Source organism: Enterobacter sp. DTU_2021_1002640_1_SI_PRY_ASU_LCPMC_013 (genome assembly GCF_032389435.1).
GTDB classification, from domain to species: Bacteria; Pseudomonadota; Gammaproteobacteria; order Enterobacterales; family Enterobacteriaceae; genus Enterobacter; species Enterobacter hormaechei_C.
Window position 1 is genome coordinate 4,783,271 of the sequence record NZ_CP135594.1, and the last position, 15,641, is coordinate 4,798,911.

The window sequence follows — 15,641 nt, forward strand, 5'->3', positions numbered from 1 at the left end:
CTGATACCTTCCTCATGGCCGCTCGCTATATTGAAATCAAAAACAGTATCAGAGACGACATTCTGAATAATCGCTATCAGGTGGGAGAAAAAATCCCGTCTGAACGGGAGCTGTCTCTGATTTACGGCGTCAGCCGCGTGACGCTGCAAAAGTCCATGCACCTGCTGGAGCAGGAGGGCTTTATTGAGCGCATTCACGGAAAGGGAATGTTTGTTACCCGCACCATCGAGAATGATCTGTACTTACTCAATAACGGCACCGGTGATTCAGTGCTGGGCTTTTCCCGCGAGTTTCATCAGGTCGAGGTCTCCAGCCGCCTCATCCGCCATCAGCTACTCACCGCCAGCCCGGCTATTGCCCGAGAACTGGAGATACAGGCTGAACAGCGCGTTCACTTTATTCGCCGCGTACGCCTCATTGACGATGCGCCAGTGCTGATCGAGGATTCGTGGGTCTGCGCATCGGTCATTGCCACCATTCCCGACGAGGTGCTGGACGGCGGCTCGCTGTATGAATACATAGAAACTTACACCGGCAAAAAGATTAAGTTTTACAACTCGGTTATCGAGGGTGATCTGTTTTCCGAAGAGATGGCAGGTCTGCTGGGTATAGCTCCGGGGATGCCGATGTTGAAAGTTTCCGGCGTCACCAAGCTTGAAGACGGCACCGCTTTTAACTATTCGATTGGCTACAACCGGGCCGATAAATTCAAAATCAAAAATAGCTGGGTGGGGAAATAACGCGCCACGGCTTCCCGTGGCACTCAGGATTTAGCGGGTCACCGGCTCGGCGCGCAGCGCGTCAGCGGGTTTGCAGTTTGACAGCGTAAACGCCGACACCACCGTGATCGCCAGCACGAAACAGCCCAGTATCAGATACGTCTCCTGGAAGCCGACCCGGTCATACATATTTCCGGCAAAGGCGGAGAGGAAGATCGCCGCCGACTGTTTGGCAAACTGGAAGCCAATCAGGTAGATGGTGGCCGACAGGCGCGTATCAAACACCCCGGTGATGTACTTGAATGCCCCCACCAGCAGGAACGGGACTTCCAGCGCGTGCAGCATCTTCAGGGCAATCACCTCCACGGCAGTGGTGGCAAACGACGAGCCGATAATGCGCGTCGCCATGATCACCCCGGCAATCAGCAGCGTGTTTTTCGCGCCGATGCGGTTAATGATCCACGGCGAGCAGAACATAATGATCGCGTTACAGATTTCCCCCGCCGTGGTGGCGAAACCAAAGGCGCGGGTCCCCTCCTGCGGCGTGGCGAAGAAGGTTTTGAAGAAGGTGGCAAACTGCTGGTCGAAGACGTCATACACGCAGGCCACGCCAATCACGTACAGGATGAACATCCACATTCTGCGCTGGCGGAACAGGGTAAAAACGGTTTTAGCGGTGATCTGCGGCTGATTCGCGCCCAGTGCGTTCATCACCTGCGCCGTCTGGTTAGGCTTCGGTTTCGCGACCACCAGCAGCAGCATCAGCAACAGCGCCGCGGCCGACCCCATCCAGAAGACGTACGACGGATCGATGCCGAACAGGATGCCGCCCGTTGAGGCGCACAGCCCCCAGCCGAGACAGCCGAACATGCGCGCCTTGCCGTACTCAAAAAAGCTGTTGCGGCTTACGCGCTCAATGTAGGCCTCAATCGCCCCCGAACCCGCTGAGAAGACAAAGCCGATATACAACCCACCGCTCAGCGCCCCCAGCCAGATATTGGTTTTCAGCAGCGGGGCGAAGACGAACAGGAAGAACGGCGCGAACAGGAACAGCAGCACCGAGATGATCCAAAGCAGGTGTTTTTTCAGCCCCAGCTTGTCCGAAATGACCCCCAGCACCGGCTGGAAGGCAATGGCCGACAGCGAGATGCAGGAGAAAACAATCCCGGTATGGGTTTTGTTCAGGCCGATGATGTCCGACAGCCAGATCGGCAGGAACGGAAAGCAGGTGGCCATGATGAAGAAGTAGAGAAAAAAGAACAGCCCGAAGATCCAGAAGTTAGGGTTGTCTTTGTGGGTACAGGTTGTTGTGTTCATTATTTTTATCCTCAACGGAGGGCCGGTTGCCCGGCCCGTCACCCTTACACGCGTTCCACACCAATCAGGATGGCGGTTTCCGGATCCAGAATCGGCAGCGCAATACCCGCCTGCATCAGCCACTCACCGCTTACCGTTTGCGGCGCGTTCATCCACGCCGGCAGCTTACGCATGGTGTGCCCGCCCTCACCCGTAATCTGAATGTTCGGGTGATCGAGCAGCGTGATGCGGTACAGCGCGCTGGCGTCTAACCCCGGCATGCGCAGCGGCATCATCAGGGTGTAATCCGGCATCGCGAGCTGGCTGACCAAAAACAGCCCCTGCGTCTTATCTTCGCTCACTATACCCTGCGCCAGGGTGGTGGCGTCCGGCATATCCACGCGCCACTGGGTGCCGTGATGAATGACCTCTCGCCACCGCTTGTGCAGCGCGGCGTAATGGCGATAGCCTTCACGCTCCTGCGCATTGACGGTGAGCGGATCCAGCTCCAGCCCCATGTGGCCAAACAGCGCTGTTAGCCCGCGGAACTGAATGCTGTGCTGGCGGAAGGTGGCGTGACATTTATGGTGACCGATATGCGCGCCCATCACCTCCGGCGGGAAGAAGTAGCTCATGCCGCGCTGGATAGTGTTGCGCTCCAGCGCGTCGTTGTTGTCGGACGCCCAGAAGCGGTGGCTGCGGGTCAGCACTTCGTAATCAATACGCCCGCCACCCGACGAGCAGGATTCAAACTCAATGTGCGGGAAGCGCTCGCCCAGCACGTCCAGCAGGCGGTAAAACTGGCGCGTCTGCGCGTCGGCGGCGGCTTTACCCTTGTGTCCCGGCTGCACCAGCTCGCGGTTCATGTCCCATTTAACGTAGTCGACCGCGTGCTCGCCCAGCAGCCAGCTCATGCGCTCCACGAGGTAATCAAAGGCTTCGGGTATGTTCAGGTTGAGCACCAGCTGATGACGCCCGGTCGCCTGATCGTAGCCCGGCAGCGCCAGTACCCAGTCAGGGTGCGCGCGGTACAGATCGGAATCGGGGTTAATCATCTCCGGCTCAACCCAGATACCAAACTCCATGCTGAGCTGTTTAACGTGATCGATTACCGGCTTTAGGCCGTTCGGGTATTTTTTCTTGTCCAGATACCAGTCGCCCAGCGCGGCGTGGTCGTCGTTGCGGCCTTTAAACCAGCCGTCGTCGATAATAAAGCGCTCCACGCCCAGCGCAGCGGCCTCGTCGGCCATGCGCATGATGTAGTCCGGATCGTGGTTGAAGTAGATCCCCTCCCAGGTGTTGAGGTGCACCGGGCGCGGTTTATCTTCCGGGAAGCGGATAACATTGTCGCGCAGGTAGCGGTGGAACTGCTGGCTCATGCCGTTCAGCCCGTGCGGGGAGTGACTGGCATACAGGCGCGGCGTCCAGAGCGTTTCCCCCTCTTCAATCGCCATTTCACCCGGCAGGTAGAGCGCTTCGGCCTGCATATAGCGGCGGCCATCGGTTTTCGCCTCTGCGCGCAGGCGGTGGTTACCACTCCAGCCCAGATGTATACCCCAGACGTTGCCGTGCATTTCACTGAATGACGGCGTACCTGAAATCAGCGCCGGGAAATGTTCATGGGAGGTTTTACCCCGACGGTTTTCAATCACAAAGCTGTCATGTTCAAGCATCACGCGGTGCGGCTGAAACTCCCTGATCCAGCGTCCGTGGAAGGCCATCACCTCCAGCGCGCGCTCGGCCACCGGCAGCGTGACGGCAAAGCGATCCACCTGCCACGCCAGCGTTTTCAGGTTGGTTAACCCATGACGCACCACCAGTACGCCGCTGGCATCCAGCGTTATTTCACTGGTCAGGCGCAGGCCTGCATGCTCGTCTTCAGCAGTGATTGTCAGGGCGTTTAACGCCTGCTGCACCTGCGTGGTTTTAAATACCGGCGATCCGTCCAGCCCCTGGCGGTGCCCCTCGATGCCCGGCGAGCCAAACAGCCCATGCCCCAGCTCTGCCATCAGCGTGACGGGGGAGTCGACGTCCAGCCTGCCATTAGCAACCGGGCGCGCAATACTCAGCGCATCCTGCGGCGAAAAGTGCTGAAGGTGTGGCCCCCAGTAGAGAATTTCGGCGAACGGGTGGGTTTTAATCACCACGTCTACCGTATTGCTTTCAAGTCGAAAAATGGAATCTTGCATCAGACATCTCCTGTCATCGGGATGTCCTGAGTGTTGATCCGAAACGTTTCGGATACAAACCAAAACGTTTCGGATCTGTGATCGGGTTTGGAATTTTTGGTGTAATCAGGCCGTCTGGCCTGGGGAGAATTCTGGCTGCCAGAGCACCTGAAGGGTGTCAATGTCGTCGCCATTAATCAGCTGGCGCACCATATCGGCAATCTGTTTCCCGACACCCTGACGGGTAGACTGGATCACCGCCGCGACGTCGATATCGACAATGCTGTCCTGCGGTAAGCCGTCATAGACCACCAGCGAAACGGCATTTTCACCGGTTAAGCGCCCCATCTGCGCCAGGGCCATCGCTGCGCCGTCGCCGTGGGTGTTGCAGTCAGTAATGATGGCCGTGGGCGGCTGCGGCAGGGAGAGAAGTTCTTGCGTGGTGGCATACCCCACGCGACGCGAAGGGGGCATGGCGCGCAGCCATTCGCTGGAAAGTCCGGCTTCCCGCAGCGCGTCCAGGTAACCCTGGCGGCGCTGGGTGATGAATGCCTGGTTGTTGCTTTCGCCCAGCAGCGCAATGCGCTGATGGCCTTTCTCGATCAGCCAGCGGGTGGCCTGATATGTGCCGGCATAGTTGTCGAAATCGAACCACGCGTACGGCTGCGGGAGCTGGCTGCGGCCGAGCGCCAGGAACGGGAACCCGGCGGCCTGTAGCTGCTCAAGACGCGGATCGTGATCCAGCGTATGCGCCACAATCAGCGCATCCACGCGTCGGCTCTGCACCATGCGCATATAGCTGTGTTTGTCCGCCAGATCGTCGTCAGCGATGAGCAGCAGGTCAATCTCATGTCGCGCCAGTTCGTGGCTAATTTCGCCGACCATGTCCATAAAAACGCTGTTATTGAGCGGAACAGGATGCACCGGAAACACCAGCCCGACGGCGTCGATTTTGCCCATCTTCAGGCGACGGGCAAAGGTATTTGGTCGGTAGCCACGGCGCTGGGCCTCCGCTTCCACGCGGGCGCGCGTCTCAGCAGAAACGTCGTCATACCCGTTGAGGGCGCGGCTGACGGTGGTAACAGACAGCCCCAGTTCTTTGGCAATGGCTTTAAGCGACATGATTTTCCGTATCTTTGTTAGTTTTGTTCCGCCACCAGCAGCGCGTGCGTATCTGGCTCCAGCGCCTTAAAGATATGCGGCTGGTCAGCGGGGTAGCAAATGTAATCTCCCGGGCCGAGCTCTTCCGCCGCGTCGATCAGACCGACCATCGCCCGCCCCTGGGTCACGATAATATGCTCAACCGAACCAGGCGGATGGGGCTGGGAAATACGGTCTGCCCCCGGCTGAGTCAGCAGCAGATAGATATCACGACGCGCGCCAGGCGGACACGCCGCGAGCAAAATCGCCTCGTAGTTCGCCTGCCCGGCGACGACTTTTGTGCCCTCGCCGCGGCGGATCACCTGCGTGACGGGTTGCTGCGGCTCCAGTAACCGGGCAAACGGAATATCCAGCGCCACGCAAAGCGACCACAGCGTTTCCAGGCTAGGATTGCCGTTGCCAGACTCCAGTTGAGAAAGCGTGGATTTGGCGATCCCGGCACGGCGGGCAATTTCCGCCAGTGAGAGCCCGGTTCGCAGGCGTTCTCGCACCAGGCTTTTGGCGATCACGCTGATTGGCTGCGTCATAATAACGGCCTCTTTCTCTCTATAACGAACGAATCGTTCGTCTTGTAAAACGTTTCTGATGCGTTCATTATAATGGAAATACGTTCGATATGGCTAAAATGGTATGAAGAATCACCTCTCTTGCCTGAAAGGCGACACGATAAAAGCGATCGTCCTGGTCTGCCTCGCGGTGGGCGTGGTCGGCATGTCTTATGGCTCACTGGCGATGGCCTACGGTTTCCCGCTGTGGGTGCCGTTTGTCCTCTCCCTCACGGTGCTGGCAGGCGCATCCGAGTTTATGTTTATCGGCATCGTGGCGAGCGGCGGCAATCCGCTGGCAGCGGCAGCGGCCGGTTTACTGGTTAACGCGCGCCATGTGCCGTTCGGCGTTACGGTGCGTGAACTGGTGGGCAAGCGCGGCCTGAGCTTTCTGGGCTGTCATATCATGAATGATGAAAGTGTGGTGTTCGGCCTGTCGCAAAAAACCGCCGAGCAGCGTAAAGCGGCCTACTGGCTGTGCGGCCTGGGCGTGGCAATCATCTGGCCGCTGGGGGCGGTGCTGGGCGCGATGGTCGGCAAGCTGCTGCCAGATCCGGAAACCATCGGGCTGGACGCGGTGTTCCCGGCGATCCTGCTGGCGTTAGTGGTGCCGGCATTTAAAAACCGTACCACGCTGATCCGCGCCTGTAGCGGCGCAGTGTTGTCGCTGGCCGCCGTACCGTTTGCGCCGGTTGGCCTGCCGGTGCTGCTCTCTTTGCTCGGCCTTGCCGCGAGGAAAAAATAATGGAAAACATGACGGTCTTTATTCTCGGTATCGCCATTCTTTCTGCCGGAACCTATCTGATGCGTCTTGGCGGAGCGAAGCTTGGCAACCGACTGGCGCTTTCAGAACGGTCGCAGGCGCTGCTTTCAGACGCGGCTACCGTTTTGCTGTTCTCCGTCGCGCTGGCGACAACGTTTTATGAAGGGGATCATTTTGCCGGGATGGCGCGCGTACTGGGGGTGGGGTTCGCGGTGTTTCTGGCCTGGCGCAAAATGCCGTTAATTGTGGTGATCATCGCGGCGGCGGTGGTAACGGCGCTGCTGCGTCTGGCGGGATTACATTAATAACTTTCCTTTCCTGGCGATGATATATTCGTCAGGAAAATCAGTCCCTTCAGGAATGTGGCCTCGTCCACAATAATCATCTCTTCCTCACCGTCGTCTTGTCATACCCCGCTGACATTTTCATGCTCAGCCTTATATCGCCTCACCCGTAGAATCAGGTTACGCAATTCTCAACGGAGTGAAACGATGGCGCACCTGACGTCCGCTTGTATCGATCTCAATATTCAGGGCAACAGCCCCTATTCCATCCTGAAACAGCTGGCGGAGATGGCCTGGCAAAACGGCTTTGTGTCCGACCGCGCCGCATTTTTACAAACGCTGCTTTTACGCGAAAAACTGCACTCTACCGGCTTCGGCAACGGAGTCGCCGTGCCGCACGGTAAAAGTCGTGTGGTCATACAACCGTTTGTTCTGTTCGCACGTAAAGCCTCCAGCGTGGACTGGAAGGCCAGCGACGGCGAAGCAGCAACCTGCTGGATCTGCCTTGGCGTGCCGCAGCAGGGAGAAGAGGCGCAGGTGAAGCTGATTGGCACCTTGTGCCGGAAGATTATTCACCCCGAATTTATCTCACAACTCAAACAGGGCGGTCAGGAGCAGATCCTCACCCTGCTCAACCAGACGCTGAGCGAATAAGGAGCAAACAATGGGAACGTCGTTACGGTTAGTGGCCATCACCAACTGCCCGGCGGGTATCGCGCACACCTATATGGTCGCCGAAGCGCTGGAGCGAAAGGCCCAGGAGCTTGGGCATAGCATTCAGGTTGAAACGCAGGGCGCCAGCGGGGTGGAAAACCATCTGAGCAACGAGGCTATCCGCGCCGCAGACTACGTGATTCTGGCGACCGGGCGCGGGCTGAGCGCCGACGATCGCGCGCGCTTTGCCGGTAAACAGGTTTATCAGCTCCCCATATCCCAGGCGCTGAAAAACATAGAGGCCATATTTGATAACTTACCCACGCAGTCGCAGCTTTTCGCCACCGATAGCAGCGTGAAGCTGGGAAAACAGGATGTGCAACAGGGCAGCGTAATGAGCCATCTGATGGCGGGCGTTTCTGCCGCGCTGCCGTTCGTTATCGGCGGGGGGATTCTGGTAGCGCTCGCCAATATGCTGGTGCAATTCGGTTTGCCTTACAGCGATATGTCGAAAGGCGCACCGTCGTTTACCTGGGTTGTCGAATCGATCGGTTACCTGGGCTTCACCTTTATGATCCCAATTATGGGCGCGTACATCGCCCTGTCGATTGCCGATAAACCCGCCTTCGCACCGGCTTTTCTGGTGTGCTATCTGGCGAACGACAAAGGGCTATTGGGCACGCAGTCCGGCGCGGGGTTCCTTGGCGCGGTGGTGCTGGGACTGGCAATAGGTTACTTCGTGCTGTGGTTTCGCAAGCTGAAGCTTGGGAAAGCGTTGCAGCCGCTGCTGGGCTCGATGCTGATCCCGTTCGTGACGCTGTTGGTGTTTGGCGTATTGACCTGGTACGTTGTCGGGCCGCTAATGTCCGATCTGATGGGTGCCCTGCTGCATTTCCTCAACACCATACCACCGTCGATGAAGCTCGGCGCGGCCTTCCTGGTGGGCGCGATGCTGGCGTTCGATATGGGCGGTCCGGTCAATAAAACTGCGTGGTTCTTCTGCTTCTCGCTGCTGGAAAAACATATCTACGACTGGTACGCCATCGTCGGCGTGGTGGCGCTGATGCCACCCGTTGCCGCAGGTATCGCCACTTATCTGGCGCCGAAGCTGTTTACCGAACAGGAAAAAGCGGCCGCCAGCAGCGCCATTGTGGTGGGCGCGACCGTCGCCACCGAACCGGCCATCCCTTATGCGCTGGCGGCCCCACTACCCATGCTGACCGCAAATACCCTGAGCGGAGGGATCGCGGGCATGCTCACTATCTCGTTTGGTATTCAACGCCTGGCACCCGGTCTTGGCGTGTTCGATCCTCTGATTGGCCTGATGTCGCCGGCTGGCTCGTTTTATCTGGTGCTGGCCATCGGCCTGGCGCTGAACATTGCATTGATTATCGTTCTGAAAAGCGGGTGGCTGAAGCGCAAAGCTGCCCGTATGGAGAAGGCACATGAACATTGATTTACTGAAATCCCTTTGCGACGCCAGCGCGGTCAGCGGCGACGAACAGGAAGCGCGGGATATTTTGATCGACACCCTTGAAGGCCATGCGGATGAGATCGCTTTCGATGGACTGGGCAGCGTTATCGCCCGCAAGGGCACGCGCGGGCCGAAGGTGGCGATTGTCGGGCATATGGATGAAGTGGGCTTTATGGTCACCCACATCACCGGGGCGGGATTTATCCGCTTCGACACCCTCGGCGGCTGGTGGAGCCAGTCGATGCTCAACCATCGCGTGACAATTCGCACCCGCAGCGGCGCAAAAATTCCGGGGGTGATTGGCTCAGTCGCGCCCCATGCGCTGAGCGAGAAGCAAAAGCAGCAGCCGATGACATTTGATGAGATGTTTATCGATATTGGCGCGAACAGCCGCGAAGAGGTGGAAAAATACGGGATTGCAATGGGGGATTTCGTCTGCCCGGAAGCGAACTTTGCCCGCTGGGGCGAGGACAAAATTGTCGCCAAAGCGCTGGATAACCGCGTGGGCTGCGCCTTAATAGCCGAGCTGCTGCTGACGGTGAACAACCCGAATATCACCCTGTACGGCGTGGGCAGCGTCGAGGAAGAGGTGGGCTTACGCGGGGCGCAAACCTCCGCCGAGCGCATTAAGCCTGACGTAGTCATTGTGCTGGATACCGCCGTCGCAGGCGACGTACCGGGCATCGACGCCATTAAATATCCGCTAAACGTGGGTGACGGCCCCGGCGTGATGCTGTTCGACAAACGCTACTTTGCCAGTCAAAAGCTGGTGGCGCTGCTCAGGCAAAGTGCAGAAAAAAAAGGCGCCCCGCTACAGTTCAGCACCATGAAAACCGGCGCGACCGACGGCGGGAGATATAACGTGATGGGCGGCGGGCGGCCCGTAGTGGCGCTTTGTCTGCCGACACGGTATTTGCATGCCAACAGCGGTATGATCTCTCAAAAGGATTATGACGCGGCGCTGAACATGGTGCATGAACTGCTGATGTCGCTTGATGAAACGCAGGTCGCCGCGCTAACGGATTTTCGCTAAGGACCCGCCATGCTCAACGAACGTCAGTTTGCTTTACTCGATGCGCTGGAGTCGCAGCCTGCGGCGCTCAGCGGCCTGGCCCAGCATACCGGCGTTTCTGCCCGCACCATCCTGCGTGATATCGACTACATCAATTTCACCCTCAGCGGCACAGCGCGTATCAGGGCGAAGGGCAGCACCCTGTACCAGCTGGATATTGCTGACAGAAAACAGTATTTCCGACTGTTACAGCGCCATGATAATGATGACCGGCTGCTGGCGCTGCTGCTGATCCGCCCGGTGATGTCCCGCGCGCAGCTGGCGGATGCGCTAAACCTTCCCGATGCCTGGATTGCTGAGCGTCTGCCGCGCCTGCGGCAGCGCTATGCGCGCGCATTCCCGCTCGCCAGCCGTCCCGGCGCCGGGTACTTCATTGATGTCGACCCGGATAAGCGCCTGATCCTGCTGGCTAACCTGTTCAAAAAAGATCCGCTGGCGTTTCCGCTGGCGGGGATCGCCCCGGCAACCTTATCCATGCTGCACGCGCACTGTCAGAGCCTGACGGCGTGGCCGGATATTCAGGCAGATTATCGGGCCAGCATGGTTCTGGCCGGATACGCCCTGCGCCAGCAGCTTCCGGTTTCAGCCGATGCCTCCGGGTCTGGCGCGCTTCGCGACTGCTGCGAGCGGACAGGGATCTGGCTCAGTCCGACGGTGATTAACGTCATCGCCACCACGCTCAATCGGTTACAGCAGCGCGCCAACGGTATCACGTCAGAGTATGTCGCCGGCCAGCTGGCGAGGCTGTCCGCAGTTGGGCAGCCGCAGGTGATCGACGCTCAACTGAAAGACGACCTGACCGCACATCTGAAACGTTGCGTGGCTATGCCAAACTGGCTGCCGGAAAGCCGCCCCGGCTCCATGAATAACCTTAAGGCCGCGTGGCCTGCTGCGTTTGATATGAGCGTGAAATTTATCAACCAGTTGCGCGCGGAGATGGATATTCCGCTTATCGACAGCGATCTGCCGGGACTCTATTTCGCCTGTGCACTGGAGCGACACCACAACGCATGGACGCCCATCTTTCTGCTTGCCGATCAAAACGCCATTGCGACCATCAATAAAATGGCCATTGAGCGAGAGGTGATGAACTGCCGCGTCGTTGTCGCCTTCACGCCCGATGAACTTGTGGCCCTGACAGACGAAAGCCAGCCGGCGCTGATTGTGAATAACAGCCACTTTCTGCTGGATGACGCTCTGCGTAATGTGCTGGTTATCCGCAACATCATCACGGCGGCGGGTATCGATCAGATTAAGGATTATTTGGCCTCGGCATTTATTCGCCAGCAGCCGGAACGCTTTTTCCCGCCCGAGGGATCTTTTCACTACGTGAACCGCATCGGCGAAAGCTGGGATGAAGTCATTGCTGCCGTTACCGCGCGGCTCTTTGAAAAGCAGTTGATTACCCGAGATGAGGCGCTGCGCAATGGCCAACGCGAGCGGGAGGGCGAGAACCTGATCGTCAACCACGTGGCGATCCCTCACTGCTGGAGCGAGGCTGCCGGGCCATTTCGCGGATATTTTATTACGCTGGAACGCACGTTTTACGTGAACAGCGAACCCGTGAAGCACGCCCTTATCGCCTGTGCCAGCGCGGAAAATCGGCAGGAGCTGAAAGTATTTAGTTTTCTGGCCGGCATGTTAAGCAGTCATTCGCCGCAGCAGATCGACCGTGTGGACAGTTACGAGACATTTATTGCGTTATTGCGCTGATGAAAGGAACTGTCCCTGCACAGAAGAGCAGGGACAGAACGATTATCGCGCAGGGAGCGTGTCGACGTTAAGCGTCAGCGTCTCGTTAAAATCCGTGGTGTTGGTAACGCTAAATGCCTTGTCAGAAAGATAGGTCGTAATCATCATGGTGGCGGTGAACTGCTGACCCGCCACTTCCGTGCCGTTAACCGCAGCCAGTGCTTTTTCAGGCTTCAGCGTAATCTGTGATGCGCCCCCCTGAACGGCGACCGCACCAATATCAACCGCAGCCAGCTGCACGGGGCTCCCATCCACCCGCCCATCTTTAAATTCGATTTTCATCGCGCCGCTGTCTGTAAAGCGATACGCCATGTTCTGTCGGGCAGCACCGTCAATGGAGATGCGCATTTTGCGCGCATCCGGACACAGGACTGAAACCTGAAACTCGCGCGTGACCGAGGCATAACCGTTATAGACTTTACCCACATGCTCAGTAGAGGCCTGCCGCATATCCTCCTTACGGTAGCGCCCGTAATCGACTTTCTTCACCGCCGACATCATTTCACAGGTGTCGTCCTCGGCCTGCGCCATTCCTGAAAGTCCCGCTGCGCCGCAGAGCAGCATAAGCATCAGCGCGTATTGACGAACGTTATTCAGAGACATTTCCCTGTCACCTCTTCATAGAATTTATTCGGTTCTGCCTCCGGCAGGGTGTACGTCAGCCTGCAACGCCCCTCATCCAGCTTCGCATACAGCTGCTGGCTGGCAGAGATATCGTTCAGGAAGATCACGCCGTCTTCTGGCGCGCTCGTCACATACTCCCCTGCCGCGTCCACAATCGAGACGCCTTCCGGCAGCGGCGTACCGTCCGCACGGCGTATACTGAGCAGCACGCGGCGCTGGCTTAACGTCGCAAACTCCCACTTCGCCACAGCGCCATGAGACGCTTTGATCGCCGTTCTGCCATTTCTTACGTCCAGATTGCCTGGCAGGCTTTCCGTGTTGATCTCAATCGTGCTTTCACGGAACGGTGACAGCGCGGGAATAATCACCTGGCCCCATTTATCGGTCCATACCGCGCCGCGTGTGGTGTCTATCTCAATGCCAGCCACCGGTTTATCCAGTCTGGCAATGGCGTACGTATCGGTCACGCGATAAGGCGAGAAGGTCACCCCGTCGCTGTGGGCGACAATCCCGCCGCTTAACGCTGCTGAGTAGTTGGTGTTGCTGTCGTTATCCCCTCCTGCCGCCAGCGCCAGGTTGGTGTAATGCAGATTACTGTTCAGCGAGCTGTCCCAGCTGGTGGTGTTCTCTTCCTGGTCCTGAGTGACCCCCACCGTGTACTGGTTCTCAGCGTTGAGCGAGCCCATCGCCCGCGTGCCATAGGAACGCTTACCTTCGCTTTCGCGATACCAGGAGCTGGTTGTCACGCCTGAGCGTCCCAGCGGGATCGACACGTTAACGTAAAACTGATCGTTGTCGCTGCTGTCGTGCCGGCTAACATCCGACTCCCAGTTCACGCTCACGTTGAAGTATTTAAAAGTCTGTGACCACGACGAGATAAACCGGCGGCTGTCATAATCGCTGTTCCAGCTCTCGTTGCGATAATAGCTGAGGGAAAAGCGGCCCAGCGTGGTACTCGACCAGTTGATACCGACGCTGGTGTCGTATTTGGTTTGCGATATATCGTCATCGTCGCCGTAAAGTTCCGTCATCTCGCGGTAGTCCGGTGTGCCATAGCTGCCGCCCAGCGAAAGCCCAATGCCCCACGGCAGGGAGTAACCCAGATCCAGCGTCGTTTTGTTGCCGTCCGTTTGCGTCTGGTTGTCTATCGACGCCAGAAAACCGAGCGATGCATATAGGTTCTGTACCGGAACCGTATCCAGGTTGCCAGAAAAACCGTAATAGTGGTTATCCGCCATCACCATACCGGCCAGGAAATTGACACGCTTGTTGACAGACCAGCCGTTGTTGGCGGACACCACCCACGGGTTTTCGAAACGTGAGTCCATGTCTTCAACGCGTCCCATCGCCAGCGTAAAGCCCGGGGCGCGGCCCACGTGGTTGCTGCGGAATGTGCTCGCCGAAACGGTAAACCGGTTTTCGCTGCCGTCTGTCTCGGTGACCGTTACGTTCAGGTCGGTGTTGAGGTTTGCCAGCGGCACGTCGTCCAGGCTAAATGGCCCAGCGGGAACCAGCGTTGAGTAGATGAGCTGTCCGCCCTGGCGGATATCGACGCGTGCCTGCGGATTACGGGCAATACCGCTGACTTCGATGCCCGTCCCTGCCTGAGGCGAGAGCGCGGTATCCGGCATCATCTGGACCCCGTAAATTCCCGGAATACTGAAGCGACTGTTGGCGATGTTAATCTGGCCGCCCTGCACCATCACGCCATAATCGGTAAAGGTACGCTGGGCATAGGTATAAAGGGACTCGACATCGAAATCCTGATCGCTGCCGTCGCTAATGAACTGCGTGCTGCGCACAATCCAGTCCCCGGCGTTAAAGCCCATCTCAAAGGTCGACTGGAAACGGTCAGCGTTATCACCATCGTATCGGTTATGCGTGCCGAACATAGAGTAATTCAGCAGAGCTGCACGTCCGCCACGCACCTCGGCGAACTGTCGGCCATAATCAGGGTCGATCGCTTCAGGCGGTACAACAACCGATATTTCATCAATATCCGGCGAAGTCTGAATCGTTGATCCGGACCAGTAGTGATAAATCTTCGGGCAGGTGCCTCTTTTCGTCTGTTTAATCAGGCCCGCGTTTTCCAGAAACGCTTTATCAATACAGGGCGTTCCTTCCTCATCAAATTTCACGGGCATAATATTGCGCTGCTTACCATTAATATTAACCGTCACATTATGGTAGCCAGGGGTAAAACGGGGAGTGAGGGAATAGTAATCCGCAATGGCCGGATCAAGCCCGTTATTTTTTAAAGCATCGCTGTCAAATATGGCTCGCGCCAGTTCCAGAGATTCATTCGCATTAGAGGAAATCTCAGCCCGAATATTAAATGCCAGCACGCTAAGGCAAAACACGAGCATTCCCTTTTTACAGGAACCGTTTAACATAACTACTCCATGTTTGTTAAGTGATTTTATTGCTGAAGGTCGGCGATATAATTCCCTGCCTTGTAGCCATAACGCGTTGCCGGATAGATTTCGATTTGTTTTTCGGATGCTGATATTTTGGCTGGGGCGCTGGCCATCATTTTTTCGCCAGGAAGAATGTAAGTCTTAGCTAATGTCGCGATCGTACCCGAGGCCATTAATTTCACCTTTTGCTCCAGTCGGACGACATAAGGCGTATTATTTTCAACCGTGACGTTTCCATTTTTAATCTGCCAGGTGAGATCCTTCCAGGGTTCAATATTTACTGCCAGTCCAGCCGGGTGAATAATGACAGGAAGGTTCTGGCTAAACACCACTTTAACTTTGTTTTTTTCACGCTGAGGGATAGCGGTAAAAATGACACGCTTGAAATGTTCCACCTTCAGAGGCTCAGCGCTGCTTTTCAACACAAAACGCACGCGCTGGGTTTTACCTGCATCGACGCGCACGACCGGCTGCGTGGCAAACAGGCCCGGCTTGGGGTCGTCCGGGAGATCAATAATTTTGGTGTACAGCAGCTGTGCTTCAGCATCCGTGTTTTTAACATCCATGCTGGCCCCCTGCTTGTCTTCATTGACAATAAGCAGCGAGGTATCCGGCACCATCCCGGCAGCCATACCGTTGAATGAGGCCAGCAGGCAGGCACAGATCAGCGTTCTCTTTAAAAGCAGCATAATATTAGTCCATTAATATTGGT

The 15,641-nt window shown here is 57.2% G+C and carries 14 protein-coding genes; 7 read left to right on the forward strand and 7 right to left on the reverse strand.

Annotation, left to right across the window (positions count from 1 at the left end; genetic code table 11):
- The first annotated feature begins 14 nt into the window (after window positions 1-14).
- Complete coding sequence (locus RS584_RS22850; RefSeq protein ID WP_032668950.1) at window positions 15-740, forward strand: GntR family transcriptional regulator; 726 nt, start codon at window positions 15-17, stop codon at window positions 738-740.
- Between the two features lie 30 nt (window positions 741-770).
- On the opposite strand, the gene RS584_RS22855 is transcribed toward RS584_RS22850, so the two are convergent.
- The 4 genes from RS584_RS22855 to RS584_RS22870 all read right to left on the reverse strand — a co-directional run bounded on the left by RS584_RS22855 (window position 771) and on the right by RS584_RS22870 (window position 5,871).
- Window positions 771-2,036, reverse strand: coding sequence for an MFS transporter (locus tag RS584_RS22855; protein WP_315748692.1), 1,266 nt, complete (start codon window positions 2,034-2,036; stop codon window positions 771-773).
- Window positions 2,037-2,080: 44 nt separating this feature from the next.
- On the reverse strand, window positions 2,081-4,204 hold the full coding sequence (locus RS584_RS22860; RefSeq protein ID WP_315748693.1) for an alpha-galactosidase: 2,124 nt from the start codon (window positions 4,202-4,204) through the stop codon (window positions 2,081-2,083).
- 105 nt (window positions 4,205-4,309) lie between these two features.
- Complete coding sequence (locus RS584_RS22865; protein WP_003861974.1) at window positions 4,310-5,305, reverse strand: LacI family DNA-binding transcriptional regulator; 996 nt, start codon at window positions 5,303-5,305, stop codon at window positions 4,310-4,312.
- A gap of 17 nt (window positions 5,306-5,322) precedes the next feature.
- Window positions 5,323-5,871: a helix-turn-helix domain-containing protein gene (locus RS584_RS22870; protein WP_003861973.1), complete on the reverse strand. Its 549-nt coding sequence runs from the start codon at window positions 5,869-5,871 to the stop codon at window positions 5,323-5,325.
- A gap of 103 nt (window positions 5,872-5,974) precedes the next feature.
- Here RS584_RS22870 and RS584_RS22875 point away from each other — a divergent pair, with 103 nt between their 5' ends.
- The 6 genes from RS584_RS22875 (at window position 5,975) to RS584_RS22900 (ending at window position 11,849) form a co-directional block, all read left to right on the forward strand.
- Complete coding sequence (locus RS584_RS22875) at window positions 5,975-6,634, forward strand: AzlC family ABC transporter permease (protein ID WP_015569922.1); 660 nt, start codon at window positions 5,975-5,977, stop codon at window positions 6,632-6,634.
- A complete protein-coding gene (locus tag RS584_RS22880; RefSeq protein WP_193041446.1) occupies window positions 6,634-6,957 on the forward strand; it encodes an AzlD domain-containing protein in 324 nt (107 codons plus the stop codon). The genes RS584_RS22875 and RS584_RS22880 overlap by 1 nt, the downstream gene beginning before the upstream one ends.
- Before the next feature lie 186 nt (window positions 6,958-7,143).
- Window positions 7,144-7,590 (forward strand): PTS fructose transporter subunit IIA, encoded by a 447-nt coding sequence (locus tag RS584_RS22885; protein WP_193041445.1) that lies wholly within the window; start codon window positions 7,144-7,146, stop codon window positions 7,588-7,590.
- 10 nt (window positions 7,591-7,600) lie between these two features.
- Window positions 7,601-9,046, forward strand: coding sequence for a PTS fructose-like transporter subunit IIBC (locus tag RS584_RS22890; RefSeq protein ID WP_315748695.1), 1,446 nt, complete (start codon window positions 7,601-7,603; stop codon window positions 9,044-9,046).
- A complete protein-coding gene (locus RS584_RS22895) occupies window positions 9,036-10,097 on the forward strand; it encodes an aminopeptidase (protein WP_315748697.1) in 1,062 nt (353 codons plus the stop codon). The genes RS584_RS22890 and RS584_RS22895 overlap by 11 nt, the downstream gene beginning before the upstream one ends.
- 9 nt (window positions 10,098-10,106) lie before the next feature.
- Window positions 10,107-11,849: a putative frv operon regulatory protein gene (locus tag RS584_RS22900; protein WP_315748699.1), complete on the forward strand. Its 1,743-nt coding sequence runs from the start codon at window positions 10,107-10,109 to the stop codon at window positions 11,847-11,849.
- 42 nt (window positions 11,850-11,891) lie between these two features.
- Here RS584_RS22900 and RS584_RS22905 read toward each other — a convergent pair whose 3' ends face one another.
- From RS584_RS22905 to RS584_RS22915, 3 genes are read right to left on the reverse strand one after another with little or no spacing between them, the layout of a single operon-like run.
- Window positions 11,892-12,491, reverse strand: coding sequence for a hypothetical protein (locus RS584_RS22905; protein ID WP_315748700.1), 600 nt, complete (start codon window positions 12,489-12,491; stop codon window positions 11,892-11,894).
- Window positions 12,482-14,905, reverse strand: a complete 2,424-nt coding sequence (locus tag RS584_RS22910) for a fimbrial biogenesis usher protein (protein WP_315748701.1) — start codon at window positions 14,903-14,905, stop codon at window positions 12,482-12,484. Before RS584_RS22910 ends, RS584_RS22905 begins: the two co-directional genes overlap by 10 nt.
- Window positions 14,906-14,931: 26 nt before the next feature.
- Window positions 14,932-15,618, reverse strand: a complete 687-nt coding sequence (locus tag RS584_RS22915; protein ID WP_315748702.1) for a fimbria/pilus chaperone family protein — start codon at window positions 15,616-15,618, stop codon at window positions 14,932-14,934.
- Between the last annotated feature and the right edge of the window lie 23 nt (window positions 15,619-15,641).